We start from the raw sequence: 17649 nt of genomic DNA, 5'->3' as shown, positions 1-17649 counted from the left end.
CATGACGAAGGACCCGAACGACACGCCGCCGCCTCACGATCCGGACTCGCCCGACGGCGCGCCCGACACGCCGCCGCGCGCGCCGCGCCGCGGCCGGGCGGTGCGCGTCGCCGCGTGGACGCTCGCGACGGTGGTGCTGCTCGTCGTGCTGGCGGCAGGGCTCGTGCTGGGTGCGGTGACGACCGAGCGCGGCACGCGGCTCGCGTGGCAGGTGGCCGGGCACGTGCTCGGCAAACGGCTTGCGGGCACGCTCGACGGCGGCTCGCTCGCGACCGGCGTGCGGCTGCGCGGCTTCGCGTGGACGAGCCCCGACGGCTCGGGCACCGAGGTCCGCATCGACCGGCTCGACGGGCGCTGGGCGCTGACGCGTGCGCCGTGGCGGCTGTCGATCGCCTACCTTCGCGCCGGCACGATCGACGTGCGGATCGCGCCGGGACCGTCGACGCCGAGCACGACGCCGCAGGACCTGAGCTTGCCGCTGCAGTTGCGGATCGACGACCTGCGCGTGGATCACCTCGCGATCCACGACGGCGGCTCGACGACGCAGCTCGACCACCTCGCGCTGAACGGCCGCAGCGACGGCCGTCACCATGAACTCGTGCTCGACGGCGTCGATACGTCGTTCGGTGCGCTGACCGCGCGCGCGAAGCTCGACGGCGTGAAACCGTTCGCGCTGACGGGCGAAGCCACCTACGCGGGCAAACTGTCCGACGAGCCGGTCGACGCGCGGGCCCGTGTGTCGGGTTCGCTCGAGGCGCTCGTCGCCGATGTCGACGCGAGCGGGATGAAGCTGAACGGGCGCGCGCACGTCGAGGCCGCGCCATTCGGCGCGGTGCCGCTCACGCGCGCGTCGCTCGCGTTCGATCACGTGAACCCGCAGGCACTTTCGCCCGGCGCGCCGGCAGCCGATCTCGCGGTACGTGCGGAACTTGCGCCGGTGACGGCGCCGGCCGGCGCGGCGCCCGCGAAGGGTTTTGCGGTGACGGGCCCCGTGTCGATCGTCAACGCGAAACCCGGCACGCTCGGCGACCACCTGCTGCCGGTGATCGACGCGCATGCGAACGTGCATCTCGACGCGCACGCGCAACGGATCGACGATCTCGCGCTGAAGCTGATCCGCGACGGCAACGTGACCGGCAGCGGCACGCTCACGGGCGGCAAGGGCCGCTTCGACCTGAAGGTCGCGAACCTCGACCTGAACGCGTTCGTTGCGGAGCTGCGGCCGATGCGCCTCGGCGGCCCGCTCGGTGTGACGCTCGCAGGTGACGTGACGACCGTCGACTTCAACCTCAACGACCCGAAGCTTGCACTCGGCGCACGCGCGAAGGTTGCGCTGACGGCGCAGCAGACCGTGCTGACCGACGCGCGCGTGACGGCGGGCAAGGGGCGTATCGACCTGACGGGCGTGTTCCGCCATGACGCGCATTCGAGCTACGACGCGAAGGCGACGCTGACCGCGTTCGATCCGCTGCTGCTCGCCGCGATGAATGCACCGAAGGCGGGCGGCGGCAAGGCGGCCGCCAAGGCACCGGCCAAGCGCGGCGAGACGCGCGTGTCGGGCACGCTGACGGCGTCGGGCGCGTTCGCGCCGCAGGTCACGACGAAGGCGACGTTCAAGCTCGGCGACAGTCTGTACGACGGCGTGCCGTTGACGGGCGCCGGCGTTGTGCAGCTCGCAGGCTCGCGGATCCTGCCGAGCAACGCGAACCTGTCGATCGCGGGCAACCACGTCGATTTGCGCGGCAGCTTCGGCGCGCCCGGCGACCGGTTGCGCTTCGTCGTCGATGCACCGCAGCTCGACCGGCTCGGCTTCGGCGTCGAAGGGCTCGTGCAGGCGCAGGGCGACCTGACCGGCAGCTTCGCGCATCCGAACGTGACGGCCACCTACAAGGCCGAGCACGTCGTCGTCGGCTCGAACCGGATCGGCACCGCACAGGGCCGCGCGGACATTCGCGACGGCGCCCACGGCGCGCTCGTGTTCACGGCCGACGCGTCCGACATCGCGCTCGGCTCGCTGAAGCTGAAATCGTTGCGCGCGAACCTCGACGGCACGCGCGCGAAGCACACGCTCGACGCATCGGCGCTCGGGATGGCCGGCGGCCGCGTGATCGACGTGACGCTCGCGGCGAACGGCGGCGTGGTCGAGAGCCGCGACGGGATGCGCTGGGACGGCACCGTCACGCGCCTCGCGAACCGCGGCACGCCGAATGTCGCGCTGCAGGCGCCGCTGACGGTGTCGGCCGGCGCGGGCCGCGTGACGCTCGGCGCGACGCGGCTCACGCTCGAAGGCGCGGCGATCGACCTGAAGTCGTTCGTGTTCGATCATGGCCAGATGCGCTCGGCGGGTTCCGTCAGCGGCGCGTCGGTCGCACGCTTCTTCGAGGTTCGCCAGGAACTGACCGGCCAGCGGCCGCCGGTGCGGACCGACGTCGTGCTCGATGCCGACTGGGATTTCTCGCTCGGCGCGAACGCGACGGGTTACGTGCAGGTGAAGCGCCGCGGCGGCGACGTGACGATCGAGAGCGGCCGCGGCATCGCGTCGCTCGGACTGACCGACCTGTCCGCGCGCGCGAACTTCACGCCCGGCAACCGGCTCAACGTGACCGCGCTCGCGAAGGCGAGCCGGATCGGCACGCTCGACGCGAACGTCACGGTGCCGTTCGCGCTGCGCGACGGCGTGTTCGGCGTCGTCAACGACGGGGCGCTGTCGGGCCGCATCGACGCCGACGTCCCCGCGCTGAAGACGACCGGCAACCTGTTCGGGCCGAGCTACCTGCTCGGCGGGCGCGCGGCGCTGAAGCTGACGGTCGCCGGTACGCCGGTGAAGCCGAACCTGTCGGGGATGCTGACGGGCGACGACCTGTCGGCGACGCTCATCGACCAGGGCGTGCAGCTGAAGGACGGCATCGTGCGCGTGAAGCTGTCGGACAACCTCGTCGAATTCCAGCAGGTCGAGTTCCACGGCGGCGACGGTACGCTGCGCGCGCTCGGCCGCGTGCGCCTCGATGGCGAGGCGCCCGACCTGACCGCGAGCATCGTCGCGGACAAGCTCGAACTGTTCGCGGCGCCGGACCGCAAGCTGTCGCTGTCGGGCAAGGCGACCGTCGCGAACGACGGGCCGCGCGGTGCGCTGTCGATCGACGGCAAGTTCGTCGTCGACCGCGCGCTGTTCGACCTGCCCGAGCAATCGGCGCCGCACCTGTCCGACGACGTCGTGATCGTGCAGCCCGACGGCACGGTGCGCGGCGAGACGCCGACCGGCACCGCGGTTGCGAAGCCGAAGCCGGTCGCGGACAAGCCGGCGTCGTCGCTCGCGCCGCGCGCGAACATCGACATCGGTCTCGGCAACAACTTCCGCTTCAAGGGCCACGGCGCGGATCTCGGGCTGCGCGGCACGATCACCGTGATGAGCGCGCCGGGCGTGCCGCTGCGCGCGGTCGGCAACGTGCGCGTGACCGAAGGGTCGACGTACACGTCGTTCGGCCGCAAGCTGGCGATCGAGAACGGCTTCTTCACGTTCAACGGCCCCGTGTCGAACCCGGGCGTCAACATCCTCGCGATGCGGCGCAACCAGGAGGTCGAGGCCGGTGTGCAGGTGACGGGCACGATCCAGTCGCTGACGGTCAAGCTCGTGTCGGAGCCGAACGTTACCGACAACGAAAAGTTGTCGTGGCTGCTGTTCGGGCACGGCACCGACCAGGGCAACAACGTCGGCCAGCAGGGGGCGATGACGGCGGCGCTCGGGCTGCTCGGCAGCGTGACCGGCAAGCGCGTCGCGCAGACCTTCGGTCTCGACGAGGTCTCGGTCGGCCGCAGCGAAGTCGGCTTGACCGATCCGCAGGTCGTGCTGGTGTCGAAGGCGATCAACGAGCGGTTCGTGCTCGGCTTCGAGCAGGGGCTGCAATCGGCGGCCAACGCGTTCAAGGCGACGATCAACCTGACGCGCTTCTGGTCGGTGTCCGCGTACGGCGGTACGTTCCAGGGCGTCGACCTGAACTACACGCGGCGCTTCGACCGCTGGTTCAGTCAACGGTGACGGCGGGCGCGGTGTGCGGCGGATGTCGTGCATCGCGCCGATTGATTCCGCCACGTGTGGTTTGTGCACGCTTCCTTGACATTCGTTCAAATCCTTCTAGATTGATCACGTTCGCGTGATCAATGCCGAGCCGGCATTCGGTGCAATGCACGCGGACGTTTCGATTTCGTCAACGATACGCAATGGGCACGGGGCGGCATGATCGGCGGGCGCGCAGCCGGCGGCCGGTCGCGTCACGTCCGCGTCGATCGCGTCATGCAGGAGCGCGCCGATGGAAGCGGTACTGGCTCATGTGAGGCGGAACAGACAGGACTACGAAAATCTTCCGCTATTCGACCGATTGCGCAACGACCGCCTGCCGCCGCTGGTGCGGCTCGAGTTCATCCGCGGCTTCATGTTCTTCGTGATGGCATTCGGCGACCTGAACCGCTACGTGCTGCGTGTGGAGCCGCCGCCCGACGCGCATCAGGCACGCGTGAACGCGCATACGCGCGAGGACGATCATCATTGGCCGTGGTTTCTCGAGGATGTCGAGACACTCGGCTGGAACGATCCGGCGACGCTGACCGATACGCTGCGCATGTTATGGAGCGAGCAAACCTGTCGCAGCCGTCTGCTGATGTACGAGCTGTGCGCGATCGTCGGCGCTGCTGACGGCGTCGAGCGGCTTGCCGTCATCGAAGCGATCGAGGAAACCGGCAACGTGCTGTTCTCGCTGACGACGCATGTGGCCACGCAGGTGCGTGCGCAGACGGGACGCGAGCCGCGCTATCTCGGGGCATTTCATTTCGCGCTCGAGTCGGGCCATCTGTGCAACGGCGAGCACGCGGAACGCGTGTCGATCACATTGGGCGGAGACAGCCGCGCGCGCTGCATCGCGCTGGTCGATCGTGTGTTTCGTGCGTTTGCCGCGTGGACGCACGAAGCGACGACGCAGATCGATGCGGCTGCCGCCGGGGCCGCTACCGTTGCCGTTGCGCGGAGTCTGTCATGAGCGCCGCGCTGCCGCGTCACGACGACCGCGCCGCATACGATATCGCCCGTGGCCTGTTCGTCGGGCCCGCGATGCTGATCGCGCATCGGCTCGGCCTCTTCCGCTGCCTCGGCGACGGGCCAGCGACCCTTGCGGAACTCGGCGCCGCGCTCGGGCTGGCGCGCCGGCCGACCGAGGCGCTGGCGAATCTCGCGGTTGCGCTGGGTTTCGTGCGGCGCGACGCCGATCGTTATGTGCTGACGTCGCTCGGCGAGGACCTGCTGCTCGAACGGAGCCCGACGTACTTCGGCGCGTTCTGGGATCTGATGTACGACAACGCCGATACGTTCTCGGTGGCCGGGCTCGAAGCCGCGTTGCGACGCGACGCACCGCGCGCATATGGCGATGCGGACATCTTCCGCTCGCACGAGCAGCAGGTCGAACTCGGGTTGCGCTTCATGCGGGCGATGGAGAGCCTGAGCGCGTCGCATGCGCCCGTGTGGCCGACGCGTATCGATCTCGGCGCACACCGGCACATGCTCGACGTTGGCGGGGGTTCCGGCGCGCACATCAAGGGGGCGCTGGCGGCATGGCCGTTGCTGCGCGCGACACTCTTCGATCTGCCGACCGGGTGCGAACTGGCCGCGCACTTCGTTGCCGCGCCGCCGTGGCACGCGCGGGTGGCCTTGCATCCTGGCGACATGTGGCGCGATCCGTTTCCGGACGCCGACCTGCATTTCTATTCGAACATCTTTCACGACTGGCCGGCCGAGCGCAACGCGTTCCTTGCCCGCAAGAGCTTCGATGCGCTGCCGTCCGGCGGGCGCATCGTGCTGCACGAAGTGCTCTATCACGACGACAAGAGCGGCCCGCTTGCGGCACCCGCATACAGCCTGATGATGCTCGGGTGGACGCAGGGCGAGCAGTACTCGGCGCACGAGCTCGAAGCTTTGCTCGCGGACGCCGGATTCGTGGCGATCGAAACCGTGCCGAGTTTCGGCGATCATAGCCTCGTGACGGGCCGCAGGCCTTGACGAGGCAGGCGGGGGCGACACCCGGAAATGAAAAAGCCCCGCACGATTCGTGCGGGGCTTTTTCTTCGCAAGCAGCGTGTGAGGCTTACTTCACGCGCATGCCGGGCTTCGCGCCGCTGTGCGGTTCGAGGATGTAGAGGCCCGGCTCCGACTTCTCGTCGGTGGCCGATGCAGCGAGCACCATCCCTTCGGACAGGCCGAACTTCATCTTGCGCGGTGCGAGGTTCGCGACCATCACCGTCAGCTTGCCGACGAGCTGCTCGGGCTGGTACGCGGACTTGATGCCCGAGAACACGTTGCGGGTCTTTTCCTCGCCTACATCGAGCGTCAGCTGCAGCAGCTTGTCCGAGCCTTCGACGGCCTGGCACGCGACGATCTTCGCGATGCGCAGGTCGATCTTCGCGAAATCGTCGATCGAGATCGGTGCATCGTCGGCGCCGTTCACGACGGGCTGCTTCGCGTTCGCCTTGGCATTGTTCTTCGCGTCCTTCGCGGCATTGGCGCTCGCGGCGGCCGCACCGGTTGCCTCGGCCTGCAGCGAATCGCGGTTCGCGGCGAGCAGCGCTTCGATCTGCTTCGAATCGACGCGCGTCATCAGGTGCTGGTACGCCTTGATCGGCTGTGCCGACGACAGCGGCTTCGCGGCATCGGCCCACGCGAGCGGCGCGATCCCGAAGAACGCCTCGACGGCTTTGGCCACGCGCGGCATCACCGGCTTCAGTGCGAGCGACAGCAGGCGGAACGACTCGAGGCTCACGCTGCAGGTTTCGTGCAGCGCGACCGCGTTGGCCGGATCCTTCGCGAGATCCCACGGCTTCGCGCCGTCGACGTACGCGTTCACTTCATCCGCGAGCTCCATCGTATGGCGCAGTGCGCGGCCGTACTCGCGTGCTTCGTAGTTCGCGGCGATCTGCGGAATCGCTTCGCGCAGCTTCGCGACGAGCGGGTGGTTCATCGCGCTGTCCTGCACGCGACCGTCGAAACGCTTGATCAGGAAACCGGCCGCGCGGCTCGCGATGTTCACGTACTTGCCGACGAGGTCGCTGTTCACGCGCGCCTGGAAGTCGTCGAGGTTCAGGTCGATGTCTTCCATCGTCGCGTTCAGCTTCGCGGCGAAGTAGTAGCGCAGCCACTCGGGGTTCAGGCCCGTGTCGATGTAGCTCTGCGCGGTGATGAACGTGCCGCGCGACTTCGACATCTTCGCGCCGTCGACCGTCAGGAAGCCGTGCGCGAACACGTTGGTCGGCGTGCGATGGCCCGAGAACTCGAGCATCGCGGGCCAGAACAGCGTGTGGAAGTACAGGATGTCCTTGCCGATGAAGTGGTACTGCTCGGCCTTCGAGCCCGGACGGATCCACGCGTCGAAATCGACGCCGTTGCGGTCGCACAGGTTCTTGAAGCTCGCGTAGTAGCCGACCGGCGCGTCAAGCCACACGTAGAAGTACTTGCCGGGCGCGCCCGGGATCTCGAAGCCGAAGTACGGCGCGTCACGCGAGATGTCCCAGTCGGCGAGCTTGGCTTCGCCGGCGTCGCCGAGCCATTCGCGCATCTTGTTGGTCGCTTCGGGCTGCGCAAGGCCGCTCACCCATTCGCGCAGGAACGACTCGCAGCGCGGGTCGGACAGGCGGAAGAAGTAGTGCTTCGACGTCTTGCGCACCGGCGTCGCGCCCGACACGACCGAATACGGATTCAGCAGTTCGGTCGGCAGGTAGGTCGAGCCGCACACTTCGCAGTTGTCGCCGTACTGGTCCTTCGCGTGGCACTTCGGGCACTCGCCCTTGATGAAGCGGTCCGGCAGGAACATTTCCTTGACGGGATCGTAGGCCTGCTCGATCTCGCGCTCGGCGATCAGGCCGGCTTCCTGCAGCGCGACGTAGATCTTCTCGCTCAGCACGCGGTTCTCGTCCGAGTCGGTCGTGTAGAAGTTGTCGAACGACACGCCGAAGCTGTCGAAGTCGCGCTTGTGCTCGGCCCACACGCGATCGATCAGCTGCTTCGGCGTCAGGCCTTCCTTCTCCGCACGCAGCATGATCGGCGTGCCGTGCGTGTCGTCGGCGCCGATGTAGTAGACCTCATGGCCGTGCATTCGCAGCGTCCGCACCCAGATGTCGGTCTGGATGTACTCGACCAGGTGGCCGATGTGGATCTGCCCGTTGGCATAGGGCAGTGCGGACGTAACGAGGATCTGGCGGCCGCCTTGCGGCGCCGCAGCCTGCACGGAAGTGAGGTCGGATGCGGACATAGGGTCTGTAGAGGAACAGCGGAAAACGACGGGAAAGTGCGATTCTAGCAGGGGCGCGCGCCGGCGATGCGCGCGGGCGCCGCGGGCCGGGCGCCAGAGGAGGCGGAGCGGAGCAGGCGATGTGCCCGGCGGTGTTGTGCTGCAATGCAGCACGAATATTGCAGGCAAAAAAAACCGGGGCGGATACGGCCCCGGAGCAACAACGACAAGAGGAGAATGGTGACGCGCCGGCAACACCAGCCGCGTACCGTAAATACTGACCGCGGCCTGTAGCGGAAGTTCGAAATTTTTTTCGATTTGTTACCGGCGCCGCCGAAAGCCTTGTCCGGCGGCGCTGCGCGGGCAGCGCAGCCCGCGCATTCTCCTCGTCGCGTGCTTACTGCGCCTGGGATGCGCGCAGGTAGATTTCGACGCGGCGGTTCTGTGCGCGGCCGGCTTCGGTCGCGTTGTCCGCGATCGGGTTCGACGCGCCCATGCCTTGGGCCGACAGGCGGCCGCCGTTCACGCCACGCTGCGCGAGTGCGTTCACGACGCTTTGCGCGCGGTTCTGCGACAGCGTCTGGTTCAGCTGTGCCGAACCGGTGCTGTCCGTGTAGCCGACGATCGAAGCCGTCACTTGCGGGTTCTGGTTCAGCGTCGTGGCCAGGTCGTTCAGCAGCGGCGTGAAGGCCGGCGTGATTGCGTACTGGTTCGTCGCGAACGTGACCGAGCTCGGCACGTTCAGCTTCAGCGAGCCGTCCGGCTGTTCGGTGACCTGCGTGCCCGTCTTCGCTGCCGACGGCGCGAGCTTGTTCTTGATCGCTTGCCAGTTGTAGCCCGTCACGCCACCGACCAGTGCGCCGACGCCTGCGCCGATCGCAGCGCCCTTGCCACCGCCCGCCAGCGCGCCGATGCCTGCGCCCAGCGCCGCACCCGTGCCGGTACCGACGGCCGTATTGTTGCCTTGCTGCGTGGCGCAGCCTGCCAGCAGTGCGCCGGCCAATGCGAAGACGGACAAGCGGGTCGCGATTTTCATGTTCATCTTGGATTCCTCTCTTGGTTGAACGAGTCGACAACGACGACAACAACAGTTACGGCTCCCTGCGCGGGCCGCCCGAAAAAGGCGGGCAGGCCTGCGCTCGCGGCAGCCGCCGAGGCGGCCGCATGCCCTGTCCGTCAGCGTGGCTGTTCGGACAGCGCGACGCGTCAGCCTCTACAATATAGGCGGTATGTGGCCGATTTGGCCCTATAGCGTGCCGCACGCGAAGAGTGCGCCGGGTCGTGCGTTCGCGCAATGGCGTGCAACAGATTCTTTCACTTTTCCCGATTTTCGCAGCGTAATTTGATATTTTTTGACGTTTGCGCGCGAGAAAAACGTTTTCACGGAGTTTCAATGAGCATTGACCGGGCACAAGTCGACGCCGCGCTGGCGGCAGTCGTCGACCCCAATACCGACCGCCCGTATGCGGCGAACAAGGGCGTGCGCAACGTCGCGATCGACGGCGATGTCGTGGCGCTCGAGGTGGTGCTCGGTTATCCCGCGCGCAGCCAGCACGACGACGTGCGTGCGCGCATCGCCACGGCGCTCCAGGCGGTGCCGGGCGTGCGCGAAGCGCGCGTCACCGTGTCGCAGGACATCGTCGCGCACACGGTGCAGCGTGGCGTGAAGCTGTTGCCGAACGTGAAGAACATCGTCGCGGTCGCGTCGGGCAAGGGCGGCGTCGGCAAGAGCACGACGGCCGTGAACCTCGCGCTCGCGCTGGCCGCGGAAGGCGCGTCGGTCGGCATCCTCGACGCCGACATCTACGGTCCGTCGCTGCCGACGATGCTGGGCATCCACGGCCAGCGCCCCGAGTCGCCCGACAACCAGTCGATGAACCCGCTCGTCGGCCACGGGCTGCAGGCGAACTCGATCGGCTTCCTGATCGAGGAAGACAACCCGATGGTGTGGCGCGGCCCGATGGCGACGTCGGCGCTCGAACAGCTGCTGCGCCAGACCAACTGGCGCGAGCTCGACTACCTGATCGTCGACATGCCGCCCGGCACGGGCGACATCCAGCTCACGCTCGCGCAGCGCGTGCCGGTCACCGGCGCGGTGATCGTCACGACGCCGCAGGACATCGCGCTGCTGGATGCGAAGAAGGGCCTGAAGATGTTCGAGAAGGTCGGGATCCCGATCCTCGGCATCGTCGAGAACATGAGCATCCACATCTGCTCGAACTGCGGCCACGAGGAGCACATCTTCGGCGCCGGCGGCGCCGAGCGGATGGCCAAGGATTACGACGTGAACGTGCTCGGCAGCCTGCCGCTCGACATCGCGATCCGCGAGCGGGCCGACAGCGGCACGCCGACGGTCGCGGCCGATCCCGACGGTGCGCTCGCGCGTCGTTATCGCGACATCGCGCGCGGCGTGGCGCTGGCGATTGCCGAGCGATCGCGCGACATGACGTCGAAGTTCCCGTCGATCGTTGTTCAAAATACGTAAAACCCTTGCGGGGCGGGGCCTTACGCTGTTTACGGCGCCGCGAGGCGCGGTATCATGGCGACTTTTCCCGGGTCCCTTTACCCGCCCGGCGCGGCCGTCGTGTCAAACGGCCGCCAGCCGGCATGAGGATCGAATGAAACAACGACATCACGGCGCGCGCGCCGGCCGCGCGCAGCGCGCGCTGCTGGCCGCCGCCGCGCTGGGCCTGCTGGCCGGCTGTACCTCCTTTTCCTCGTCGCACGAAAAACGGGCCGACGCACAACTGCAGCCGACGGTCGGCGCGCAGGCGCGCGGCGCGGTGACGTTCGTCGAGCGCCCGGACGGCGTGCAGGTGACCTACAACCTGGTCGGCCTGCCGCCGAACAGCGATCACGCGCTGCAAGTGCACGAGCGCGGCGACTGCAACGCGGGCGACGGCTCGAGCGCCGGCCAGGTGTTCGCGCCGGCGGCCGACCGGCTGCGCGCCGGCGCGCGCGTCGCCGGCGACCTCGGCAACATCCACGCGGATGCGAACGGCGTCGCGGCCGGCTTCATTGTCGCGCCCGATCTGGCCCTCGATGGCGTGCGCTCGGCGATGAACCGCGCGGCGCTGGTGCACCGCGACCCGAGCGATCCCGCGTTTCCGAACCATGGCGCGGGGCCGGCGCTGGCCTGCGGCGTGATCCGTTGACGGCCGCCGCGTGCGCCGGCCGATGATCGCGTAAAATGTCCGCCTTCCCGGCCGCTGCCTTGCGCGAGCGGCCCTCCCTGACTGTCACGCAGCGTTTCCTGGCGCCCCGATATGAAACGACCCCAACGCTCACCTTGTTCGCTGTCGCCCGTGGCGACGGCCAGCCTCCTTGGGACGGCCCTGCGGAGGCTGGCATGAGCATCAAGTCCGACAAATGGATTCGGCGCATGGCCGAAGAGCACAAGATGATCGAGCCGTTCGTGCCCGATCAGGTCCGCTCGTCCGAGGACGGCCGCCGGATCGTCAGCTACGGCACGTCGAGCTACGGCTACGACATTCGCTGCGCGGACGAATTCAAGATCTTCACGAACATCAACTCGACGATCGTCGATCCGAAGAACTTCGACGAGGGTTCGTTTGTCGATTTCAAGGGCGACGTGTGCATCATCCCGCCGAACTCGTTCGCGCTGGCCCGCACCGTCGAATATTTCCGCATCCCGCGCACCGTGCTGACGGTCTGCCTCGGCAAGTCGACCTATGCGCGCTGCGGGATCATCGTCAACGTGACGCCGTTCGAACCCGAGTGGGAAGGCTACGTCACGCTGGAATTCTCGAACACCACGCCGCTGCCCGCGAAGATCTACGCGAACGAAGGCGTCGCACAGGTGCTCTTCTTCGAGAGCGACGAAGTGTGCGACGTGTCGTATGCCGATCGCGGCGGCAAATATCAGGGGCAGCGCGGTGTCACGCTGCCGAAAACCTGATCTGGTTGCATAACGTCTCACCAGTTTCCGGGTGACCGCTGCGCGTGACGCGCCGCGGTCGTTCTTTTTGGAGAATCGCCCATGAAGTTTCGTTTCCCCGTCGTCATCATCGACGAAGATTTCCGCTCCGAGAACATTTCGGGCTCCGGCATCCGGGCGTTGGCCGAAGCGATCGAGAAGGAGGGCGTCGAAGTCCTCGGCCTCACGAGCTACGGCGATCTGACGTCGTTCGCGCAGCAGTCGAGCCGCGCGTCGTGCTTCATCCTGTCGATCGACGACGACGAACTCATGCTCGGCGAAACCGGCCCGGACGGCGAACTGCCCGAGCTCGCGACCGCGATCATCGAGCTGCGCGCGTTCGTCACCGAAGTGCGCCGCCGCAACGCGGACATCCCGATCTTCCTGTACGGCGAGACGCGCACGTCGCGCCACCTGCCGAACGACATCCTGCGCGAACTGCACGGCTTCATCCACATGTTCGAGGACACGCCGGAGTTCGTTGCGCGCCACATCATCCGTGAAGCGAAGGTCTATCTCGACTCGCTCGCGCCGCCGTTCTTCAAGGAACTCGTCAAGTACGCGGACGAAGGCTCGTACTCGTGGCACTGCCCGGGCCACTCGGGCGGCGTCGCGTTCCTGAAGAACCCGCTCGGCCAGATGTTCCACCAGTTCTTCGGCGAGAACATGCTGCGCGCGGACGTCTGCAACGCGGTGGACGAACTCGGCCAGCTGCTCGACCACACGGGCCCGGTCGCGGCGTCCGAGCGCAATGCGGCGCGCATCTTCAGCGCCGACCACCTGTTCTTCGTGACCAACGGCACGTCGACGTCGAACAAGATCGTCTGGCATGCGACCGTCGCGCCGGGCGACATCGTGCTGGTCGACCGCAACTGCCACAAGTCGATCCTGCACGCGATCACGATGACGGGCGCGATTCCCGTGTTCCTGACGCCGACGCGCAACCATTTCGGCATCATCGGGCCGATCCCGCGCGACGAATTCAAGCCGGAGAACATCCGCAAGAAGATCGAGGCGAACCCGTTCGCGCGTGAAGCGATGCGCGAGAATCCGGACATGAAGCCGCGGATCCTGACGATCACGCAGAGCACGTACGACGGCGTCGTCTACAACGTCGAGATGATCAAGGACCTGCTCGGCGACCTGCTCGACACGCTGCACTTCGACGAAGCGTGGCTGCCGCACGCGACGTTCCACGATTTCTACCGCGACATGCACGCGATCGGCGACGGCCGTCCGCGCACGGGCGCGCTCGTGTTCGCGACGCACTCGACGCACAAGCTGCTGGCGGGCATCTCGCAGGCATCGCAGATCGTCGTGCAGGATTCGGAGAACCGCACGTTCGACAAGCACCGCTTCAACGAGGCGTACCTGATGCACACGTCGACGAGCCCGCAGTACGCGATCATCGCGTCGTGCGACGTCGCGGCCGCGATGATGGAGCCGCCGGGCGGCACCGCGCTCGTCGAGGAATCGATCGCCGAGGCGATCGACTTCCGCCGCGCGATGCGCAAGGTCGACGCCGAGTACGGCGACGACTGGTTCTTCAGCGTGTGGGGCCCGGACAACCTGTCCGAGGAAGGCATCGGCTCGCGCGAAGACTGGATGCTGAAGCCGAACGACCACTGGCACGGCTTCGGCTCGCTGGCGGAAGGCTTCAACATGCTCGACCCGATCAAGGCGACGATCATCACGCCGGGGCTCGACGTCGACGGCGAGTTCGGCGAGACGGGCATTCCGGCCGCGATCGTCACGAAGTACCTGGCCGAGCACGGGATCATCGTCGAGAAGACCGGCCTGTACTCGTTCTTCATCATGTTCACGATCGGCATCACGAAGGGCCGCTGGAACTCGATGGTGACCGAACTGCAGCAGTTCAAGGACGACTACGACAACAACCAGCCGCTGTGGCGCGTGCTGCCGGAATTCGTCGCGCAGCATCCGCGCTACGAGCGCGTCGGCCTGCGCGACCTGTGCACGCAGATCCACGACGTGTACCGCGCGAACGACATCGCCCGCCTGACGACGGAGATGTACCTGTCGGACATGGAACCGGCGATGAAGCCGTCGGACGCGTTCGCGAAGCTCGCGCACCGCAAGATCGACCGCGTGCCGCTCGACGAGCTCGAAGGCCGCGTGACGAGCATCCTGCTCACGCCGTACCCGCCGGGCATTCCGCTGCTGATCCCGGGCGAGCGCTTCAACAAGACGATCATGAACTACCTGCGGTTCGCGCGCGACTTCAACGAGCGTTTCCCGGGCTTCCACACCGACATCCACGGCCTCGTCGCGGAAGAGGTGAACGGCCGCGTCGAGTACTTCGTCGACTGCGTGCGCGACTGATGGCGGCGCACGGACGATTCCGGGCGATGCGCGCGGCGCTGGCCGCGCTCGTCGTCTGGGCGGCAGGCGCGGCGGGGCTGGCCGGGTCGGGCGTCGCGCACGCGGAAGTCGCGGCGGCCGACCCGATCGACGTCGCGATGCGGCAATGCCTTGCGCGGCGCGACCGGTCGTCGCCGGCCGGCCAGATCCAGTGCATGGGCGAAACGCAGCAGCAGTGGCAGGCCGTGATGGACGGCGCGTACCAGCGCCTGTTGAAGGATGCACCGGCCGATGCGAAGCGCGGCTGGCAGGACAGCCAGCGCCATTGGCTCACGTGGCGCAAGGATGAAGTGCATCTGCTGAAGGCCGTGTACGACACGACGCGCGGCACCGCGTATGCGATGTCGAGCGCCGATATGCAGCTGCAGCCGGTGCGCGATCGCGCGCTGGCGCTGCGCGGGGCGGCCGATCGCTATGCGCCGCCGCCCGCTGCCGTACCGGTTGCGGCGACGAGCGGCGCGCAGGGCGGTGCGAGCGCGGCCCAGGTTGCCGCCGCCGCACCGGCGGGCGGCAAGCCGGCGAACGCGCCGCGCGATCCGGCCGTACGCCGCGTGCGGCCGTGCGTGCAGGATGCAGCGTGCGAGCACGCGATCTTCGACCTGAACCGCTATTACCAGAAACTGCGTCGCAAGATGCCTGCGCATTCGGCCGCGACGCTCGTGCGTGCGCAGCGCGCGTGGGTGGCGTTTCGCGATGCGACGGCGCCGCTCGTCGGCGAGGACGGGCGCGTCGACCTGATCGGCGCGCGTATCGCGACGATGAAGCGGCTGTCGGAGACGGCGGGCAACCGGTAAGGCCGTTGCGACGCAGGCTGCGTGGCAACACGACAAAACGGGCACCCGAGGGTGCCCGTTTTGCATGGCGAGGCGAATTTTCTACGCGGGCTGCGACCTACCCGGCAGGCCGAACCACGACGGGACGAGCGCGACTGCATCGTCGAGCGAAGCGAGCACGTGCAGGCTCAGTGCGACGATTTCGGGCGTCGGCGCTTTCAGGTCGGGCACGGTGACGACCGATGCGCCGGCGCCGGCGGCCGACTGCGCGCCGAAGTCGCTGTCCTCGAACGCGACGCACGCGTGGGCCGGCACGCCGAGGCGTTCGGCCGCGAGCCGGTAGACGGCCGGGTCGGGCTTGCCGCGCGCGACTTCGTCGCCGCCTGCGATCGCGCGGAAGAACGGCAGCACGCCGACCGCGTCGAGCCGCGTGCGGATCACGTCGCCGGCGGACGACGACGCGACCGCGCACGGAATACCGGCCTGCGCGAGCGTATCGAGCAGCGCGAACGCGCCGGGTTTCAGCGGAAACTTCGGATGCGGTTCCGGTGCCGCGAGCTGTTCGCGCACGCGGGTGCGCACGGCGTCGAACGTATCGGGGTTGCCGATCAGCCGCGCCAGGATGACCTGGCCTTCGGCGAACGAGCGGCCGACGATCTGCAGGTAGTCGGCGACGGACAGTGCGACCCCGTGTGCATTCGACACATCGATCCACGTGTTCATGATGGTCCGCTCGGAATCGACGAGCAGGCCGTCCATGTCGAAGAGCGCGGCGGAAAAGGTCATCGGCGGCATCCGGGAAGCGGGGCAGGCGACGGGCGGCGCAACGGCCGCCCGAATGAAAAACGGACGCCGAAGGCGTCCGTCCGGAACAGCAGGCTGTTACTGGCCGAGTGCGGCGCGAGCCGCCTTGACGGCCGCGCGCACCTGGTCGGGTGCGGTGCCGCCCGGATGGTTGCGGCTCGCGACCGAACCCTCGAGCGTCAGGTAGCCGAACACGTCGTCGCCGATCAGGTGCGCGACGTTCGGCAGCTCCTGCTTCATCTCGTCGAGCGTCAGGTCGGCGAGGTCGATGCCGCGGTCGTCGCAGATCTTCACGGCGTGCGCGACGGCTTCGTGCGCGTCGCGGAACGGCAGGCCGCGCTTCACGAGGTAGTCGGCGAGGTCGGTGGCGGTCGAGAAGCCCTGCAGCGCGGCCGCGCGCATCGCGTCCGGCTTCACGGTGATGCCGGCAACCATCTCGGCGAAGATCCGCAGCGTGTCGGCGACGGTGTCGACCGTGTCGAACAGCGGTTCCTTGTCTTCCTGGTTGTCCTTGTTGTACGCGAGCGGCTGGCCCTTCATCAGCGTGAGCAGCGCCATCAGGTGGCCGTTCACGCGGCCGGTCTTGCCGCGCGCGAGCTCGGGCACGTCCGGGTTCTTCTTCTGCGGCATGATCGAGCTGCCGGTGCAGAAACGGTCGGCGATGTCGATGAAGCCGACGCGCGGGCTCATCCACAGTACGAGTTCTTCGGAGAAGCGCGACACGTGCGTCATCACGAGCGCCGATGCGGCCGTGAATTCGATCGCGAAGTCGCGATCGGACACCGCGTCGAGCGAGTTCGCGCAGATGCCGTCGAAGCCGAGCGTCTTCGCAACCGCGTGACGGTCGATCGGATAGCTCGTGCCCGCGAGTGCGGCCGCGCCGAGCGGCAGGCGGTTCACGCGCGTGCGGCAGTCGCGCATGCGCTCTGCGTCGCGCGAGAACATTTCCACGTAGGCGAGCAGGTGGTGGCCGAACGTGACGGGTTGCGCGACCTGCAGGTGCGTGAAGCCCGGCATGATCGTGCCGGCGTTCTGTTCAGCGAGGTCGATCAGCGCGCCGCGCAGGTCGTTCAGCAGGCCGCCGATACGGTCGATCTCGCCGCGCAGCCACAGGCGGATGTCGGTCGCGACCTGGTCGTTGCGCGAGCGGCCCGTGTGCAGGCGCTTGCCGGCGTCGCCGATCAGCGCGGTCAGGCGCGCCTCGATGTTCAGGTGGACGTCTTCCAGGTCGAGCTGCCATTCGAATTCGCCGCGCTCGATTTCGCCCTTGATCTGCGCCATCCCGCGTTCGATCGCGGCCAGGTCGTCGGCGCTGATGATCTTCTGCGCGGCGAGCATGCTCGCATGCGCGAGCGAGCCGGCGATGTCGACGAGCGCGAGGCGCTTGTCGAAAAACACCGACGACGTGTAGCGCTTGACCAGCTCCGACATCGGTTCCGAGAAGCGGGCCGACCAGGCCTCGCCCTTTTTGTGCAGTTGGGACGTCATG

The 17649-nt window shown here is 67.7% G+C and carries 12 protein-coding genes; 8 read left to right on the top strand and 4 right to left on the bottom strand.

All coding sequences use genetic code 11. The features are described from left to right. The first annotated feature begins 1 nt into the window (after position 1). The 3 genes from AC5LXK_RS13080 to AC5LXK_RS13070 all read left to right on the top strand — a co-directional run bounded on the left by AC5LXK_RS13080 (position 2) and on the right by AC5LXK_RS13070 (position 6043). Positions 2 to 4036 (top strand): translocation/assembly module TamB domain-containing protein, encoded by a 4035-nt coding sequence (locus AC5LXK_RS13080; protein ID WP_493389195.1) that lies wholly within the window; start codon positions 2 to 4, stop codon positions 4034 to 4036. Positions 4037 to 4307: 271 nt separating this feature from the next. Further along, complete coding sequence (locus tag AC5LXK_RS13075; protein ID WP_493389194.1) at positions 4308 to 5030, top strand: hypothetical protein; 723 nt, start codon at positions 4308 to 4310, stop codon at positions 5028 to 5030. Continuing rightward, positions 5027 to 6043, top strand: coding sequence for a methyltransferase (locus AC5LXK_RS13070; RefSeq protein ID WP_493389193.1), 1017 nt, complete (start codon positions 5027 to 5029; stop codon positions 6041 to 6043). Before AC5LXK_RS13075 ends, AC5LXK_RS13070 begins: the two co-directional genes overlap by 4 nt. A gap of 85 nt (positions 6044 to 6128) precedes the next feature. On the opposite strand, the gene metG is transcribed toward AC5LXK_RS13070, so the two are convergent. Next, positions 6129 to 8285, bottom strand: coding sequence for a methionine--tRNA ligase (gene metG, locus AC5LXK_RS13065; protein ID WP_493389192.1), 2157 nt, complete (start codon positions 8283 to 8285; stop codon positions 6129 to 6131). Positions 8286 to 8661: 376 nt separating this feature from the next. After that, positions 8662 to 9306: a YiaD family glycine zipper/OmpA-like lipoprotein gene (locus tag AC5LXK_RS13060; protein WP_493389191.1), complete on the bottom strand. Its 645-nt coding sequence runs from the start codon at positions 9304 to 9306 to the stop codon at positions 8662 to 8664. A 351-nt stretch (positions 9307 to 9657) separates the two neighbouring features. On the opposite strand from AC5LXK_RS13060, the gene apbC reads away from it, so the two are divergent. The 5 genes from apbC to AC5LXK_RS13035 all read left to right on the top strand — a co-directional run bounded on the left by apbC (position 9658) and on the right by AC5LXK_RS13035 (position 15377). Next, positions 9658 to 10749, top strand: a complete 1092-nt coding sequence (gene apbC, locus AC5LXK_RS13055; protein WP_493389190.1) for an iron-sulfur cluster carrier protein ApbC — start codon at positions 9658 to 9660, stop codon at positions 10747 to 10749. Positions 10750 to 10882: 133 nt separating this feature from the next. Beyond that, positions 10883 to 11419 carry a superoxide dismutase [Cu-Zn] gene (gene sodC, locus AC5LXK_RS13050; protein ID WP_493389189.1) on the top strand — a complete coding sequence of 179 codons (537 nt, stop codon included), beginning with the start codon at positions 10883 to 10885 and terminating at the stop codon, positions 11417 to 11419. A 194-nt stretch (positions 11420 to 11613) separates the two neighbouring features. Next, positions 11614 to 12183: a dCTP deaminase gene (gene dcd / locus AC5LXK_RS13045; RefSeq protein ID WP_493389188.1), complete on the top strand. Its 570-nt coding sequence runs from the start codon at positions 11614 to 11616 to the stop codon at positions 12181 to 12183. 81 nt (positions 12184 to 12264) lie between these two features. Continuing rightward, on the top strand, positions 12265 to 14544 hold the full coding sequence (locus AC5LXK_RS13040) for an arginine/lysine/ornithine decarboxylase (RefSeq protein WP_175846277.1): 2280 nt from the start codon (positions 12265 to 12267) through the stop codon (positions 14542 to 14544). After that, positions 14544 to 15377, top strand: coding sequence for a lysozyme inhibitor LprI family protein (locus AC5LXK_RS13035; protein WP_493389187.1), 834 nt, complete (start codon positions 14544 to 14546; stop codon positions 15375 to 15377). Before AC5LXK_RS13040 ends, AC5LXK_RS13035 begins: the two co-directional genes overlap by 1 nt. A gap of 81 nt (positions 15378 to 15458) precedes the next feature. Here AC5LXK_RS13035 and AC5LXK_RS13030 read toward each other — a convergent pair whose 3' ends face one another. Both AC5LXK_RS13030 and argH read right to left on the bottom strand, forming a co-directional pair. Further along, positions 15459 to 16142, bottom strand: a complete 684-nt coding sequence (locus AC5LXK_RS13030) for an HAD family hydrolase (protein WP_493389186.1) — start codon at positions 16140 to 16142, stop codon at positions 15459 to 15461. Positions 16143 to 16238: 96 nt separating this feature from the next. Further along, positions 16239 to 17648 carry an argininosuccinate lyase gene (gene argH, locus AC5LXK_RS13025; protein WP_493389185.1) on the bottom strand — a complete coding sequence of 470 codons (1410 nt, stop codon included), beginning with the start codon at positions 17646 to 17648 and terminating at the stop codon, positions 16239 to 16241. Position 17649 lies beyond the last annotated feature (1 nt).

This window comes from Burkholderia pulmonis, from assembly GCF_984667975.1.
Note: the sequence above shows the minus strand (reverse complement) of the source record. Positions and strands in the feature narration are given on the sequence as shown.

Coding starts and splice junctions, on each gene's coding strand:
- argH (WP_493389185.1), bottom strand. CDS start 17,648: ATGACGTCCCAACTGCACAAAAAGGGCGAGGCCTGGTCGGCCCGCTTC.
- AC5LXK_RS13070 (WP_493389193.1), top strand. CDS start 5,027: ATGAGCGCCGCGCTGCCGCGTCACGACGACCGCGCCGCATACGATATC.
- metG (WP_493389192.1), bottom strand. CDS start 8,285: ATGTCCGCATCCGACCTCACTTCCGTGCAGGCTGCGGCGCCGCAAGGC.
- AC5LXK_RS13035 (WP_493389187.1), top strand. CDS start 14,544: ATGGCGGCGCACGGACGATTCCGGGCGATGCGCGCGGCGCTGGCCGCG.
- dcd (WP_493389188.1), top strand. CDS start 11,614: ATGAGCATCAAGTCCGACAAATGGATTCGGCGCATGGCCGAAGAGCAC.
- sodC (WP_493389189.1), top strand. CDS start 10,883: ATGAAACAACGACATCACGGCGCGCGCGCCGGCCGCGCGCAGCGCGCG.
- AC5LXK_RS13040 (WP_175846277.1), top strand. CDS start 12,265: ATGAAGTTTCGTTTCCCCGTCGTCATCATCGACGAAGATTTCCGCTCC.
- AC5LXK_RS13030 (WP_493389186.1), bottom strand. CDS start 16,142: ATGACCTTTTCCGCCGCGCTCTTCGACATGGACGGCCTGCTCGTCGAT.
- apbC (WP_493389190.1), top strand. CDS start 9,658: ATGAGCATTGACCGGGCACAAGTCGACGCCGCGCTGGCGGCAGTCGTC.
- AC5LXK_RS13060 (WP_493389191.1), bottom strand. CDS start 9,306: ATGAACATGAAAATCGCGACCCGCTTGTCCGTCTTCGCATTGGCCGGC.
- AC5LXK_RS13080 (WP_493389195.1), top strand. CDS start 2: ATGACGAAGGACCCGAACGACACGCCGCCGCCTCACGATCCGGACTCG.
- AC5LXK_RS13075 (WP_493389194.1), top strand. CDS start 4,308: ATGGAAGCGGTACTGGCTCATGTGAGGCGGAACAGACAGGACTACGAA.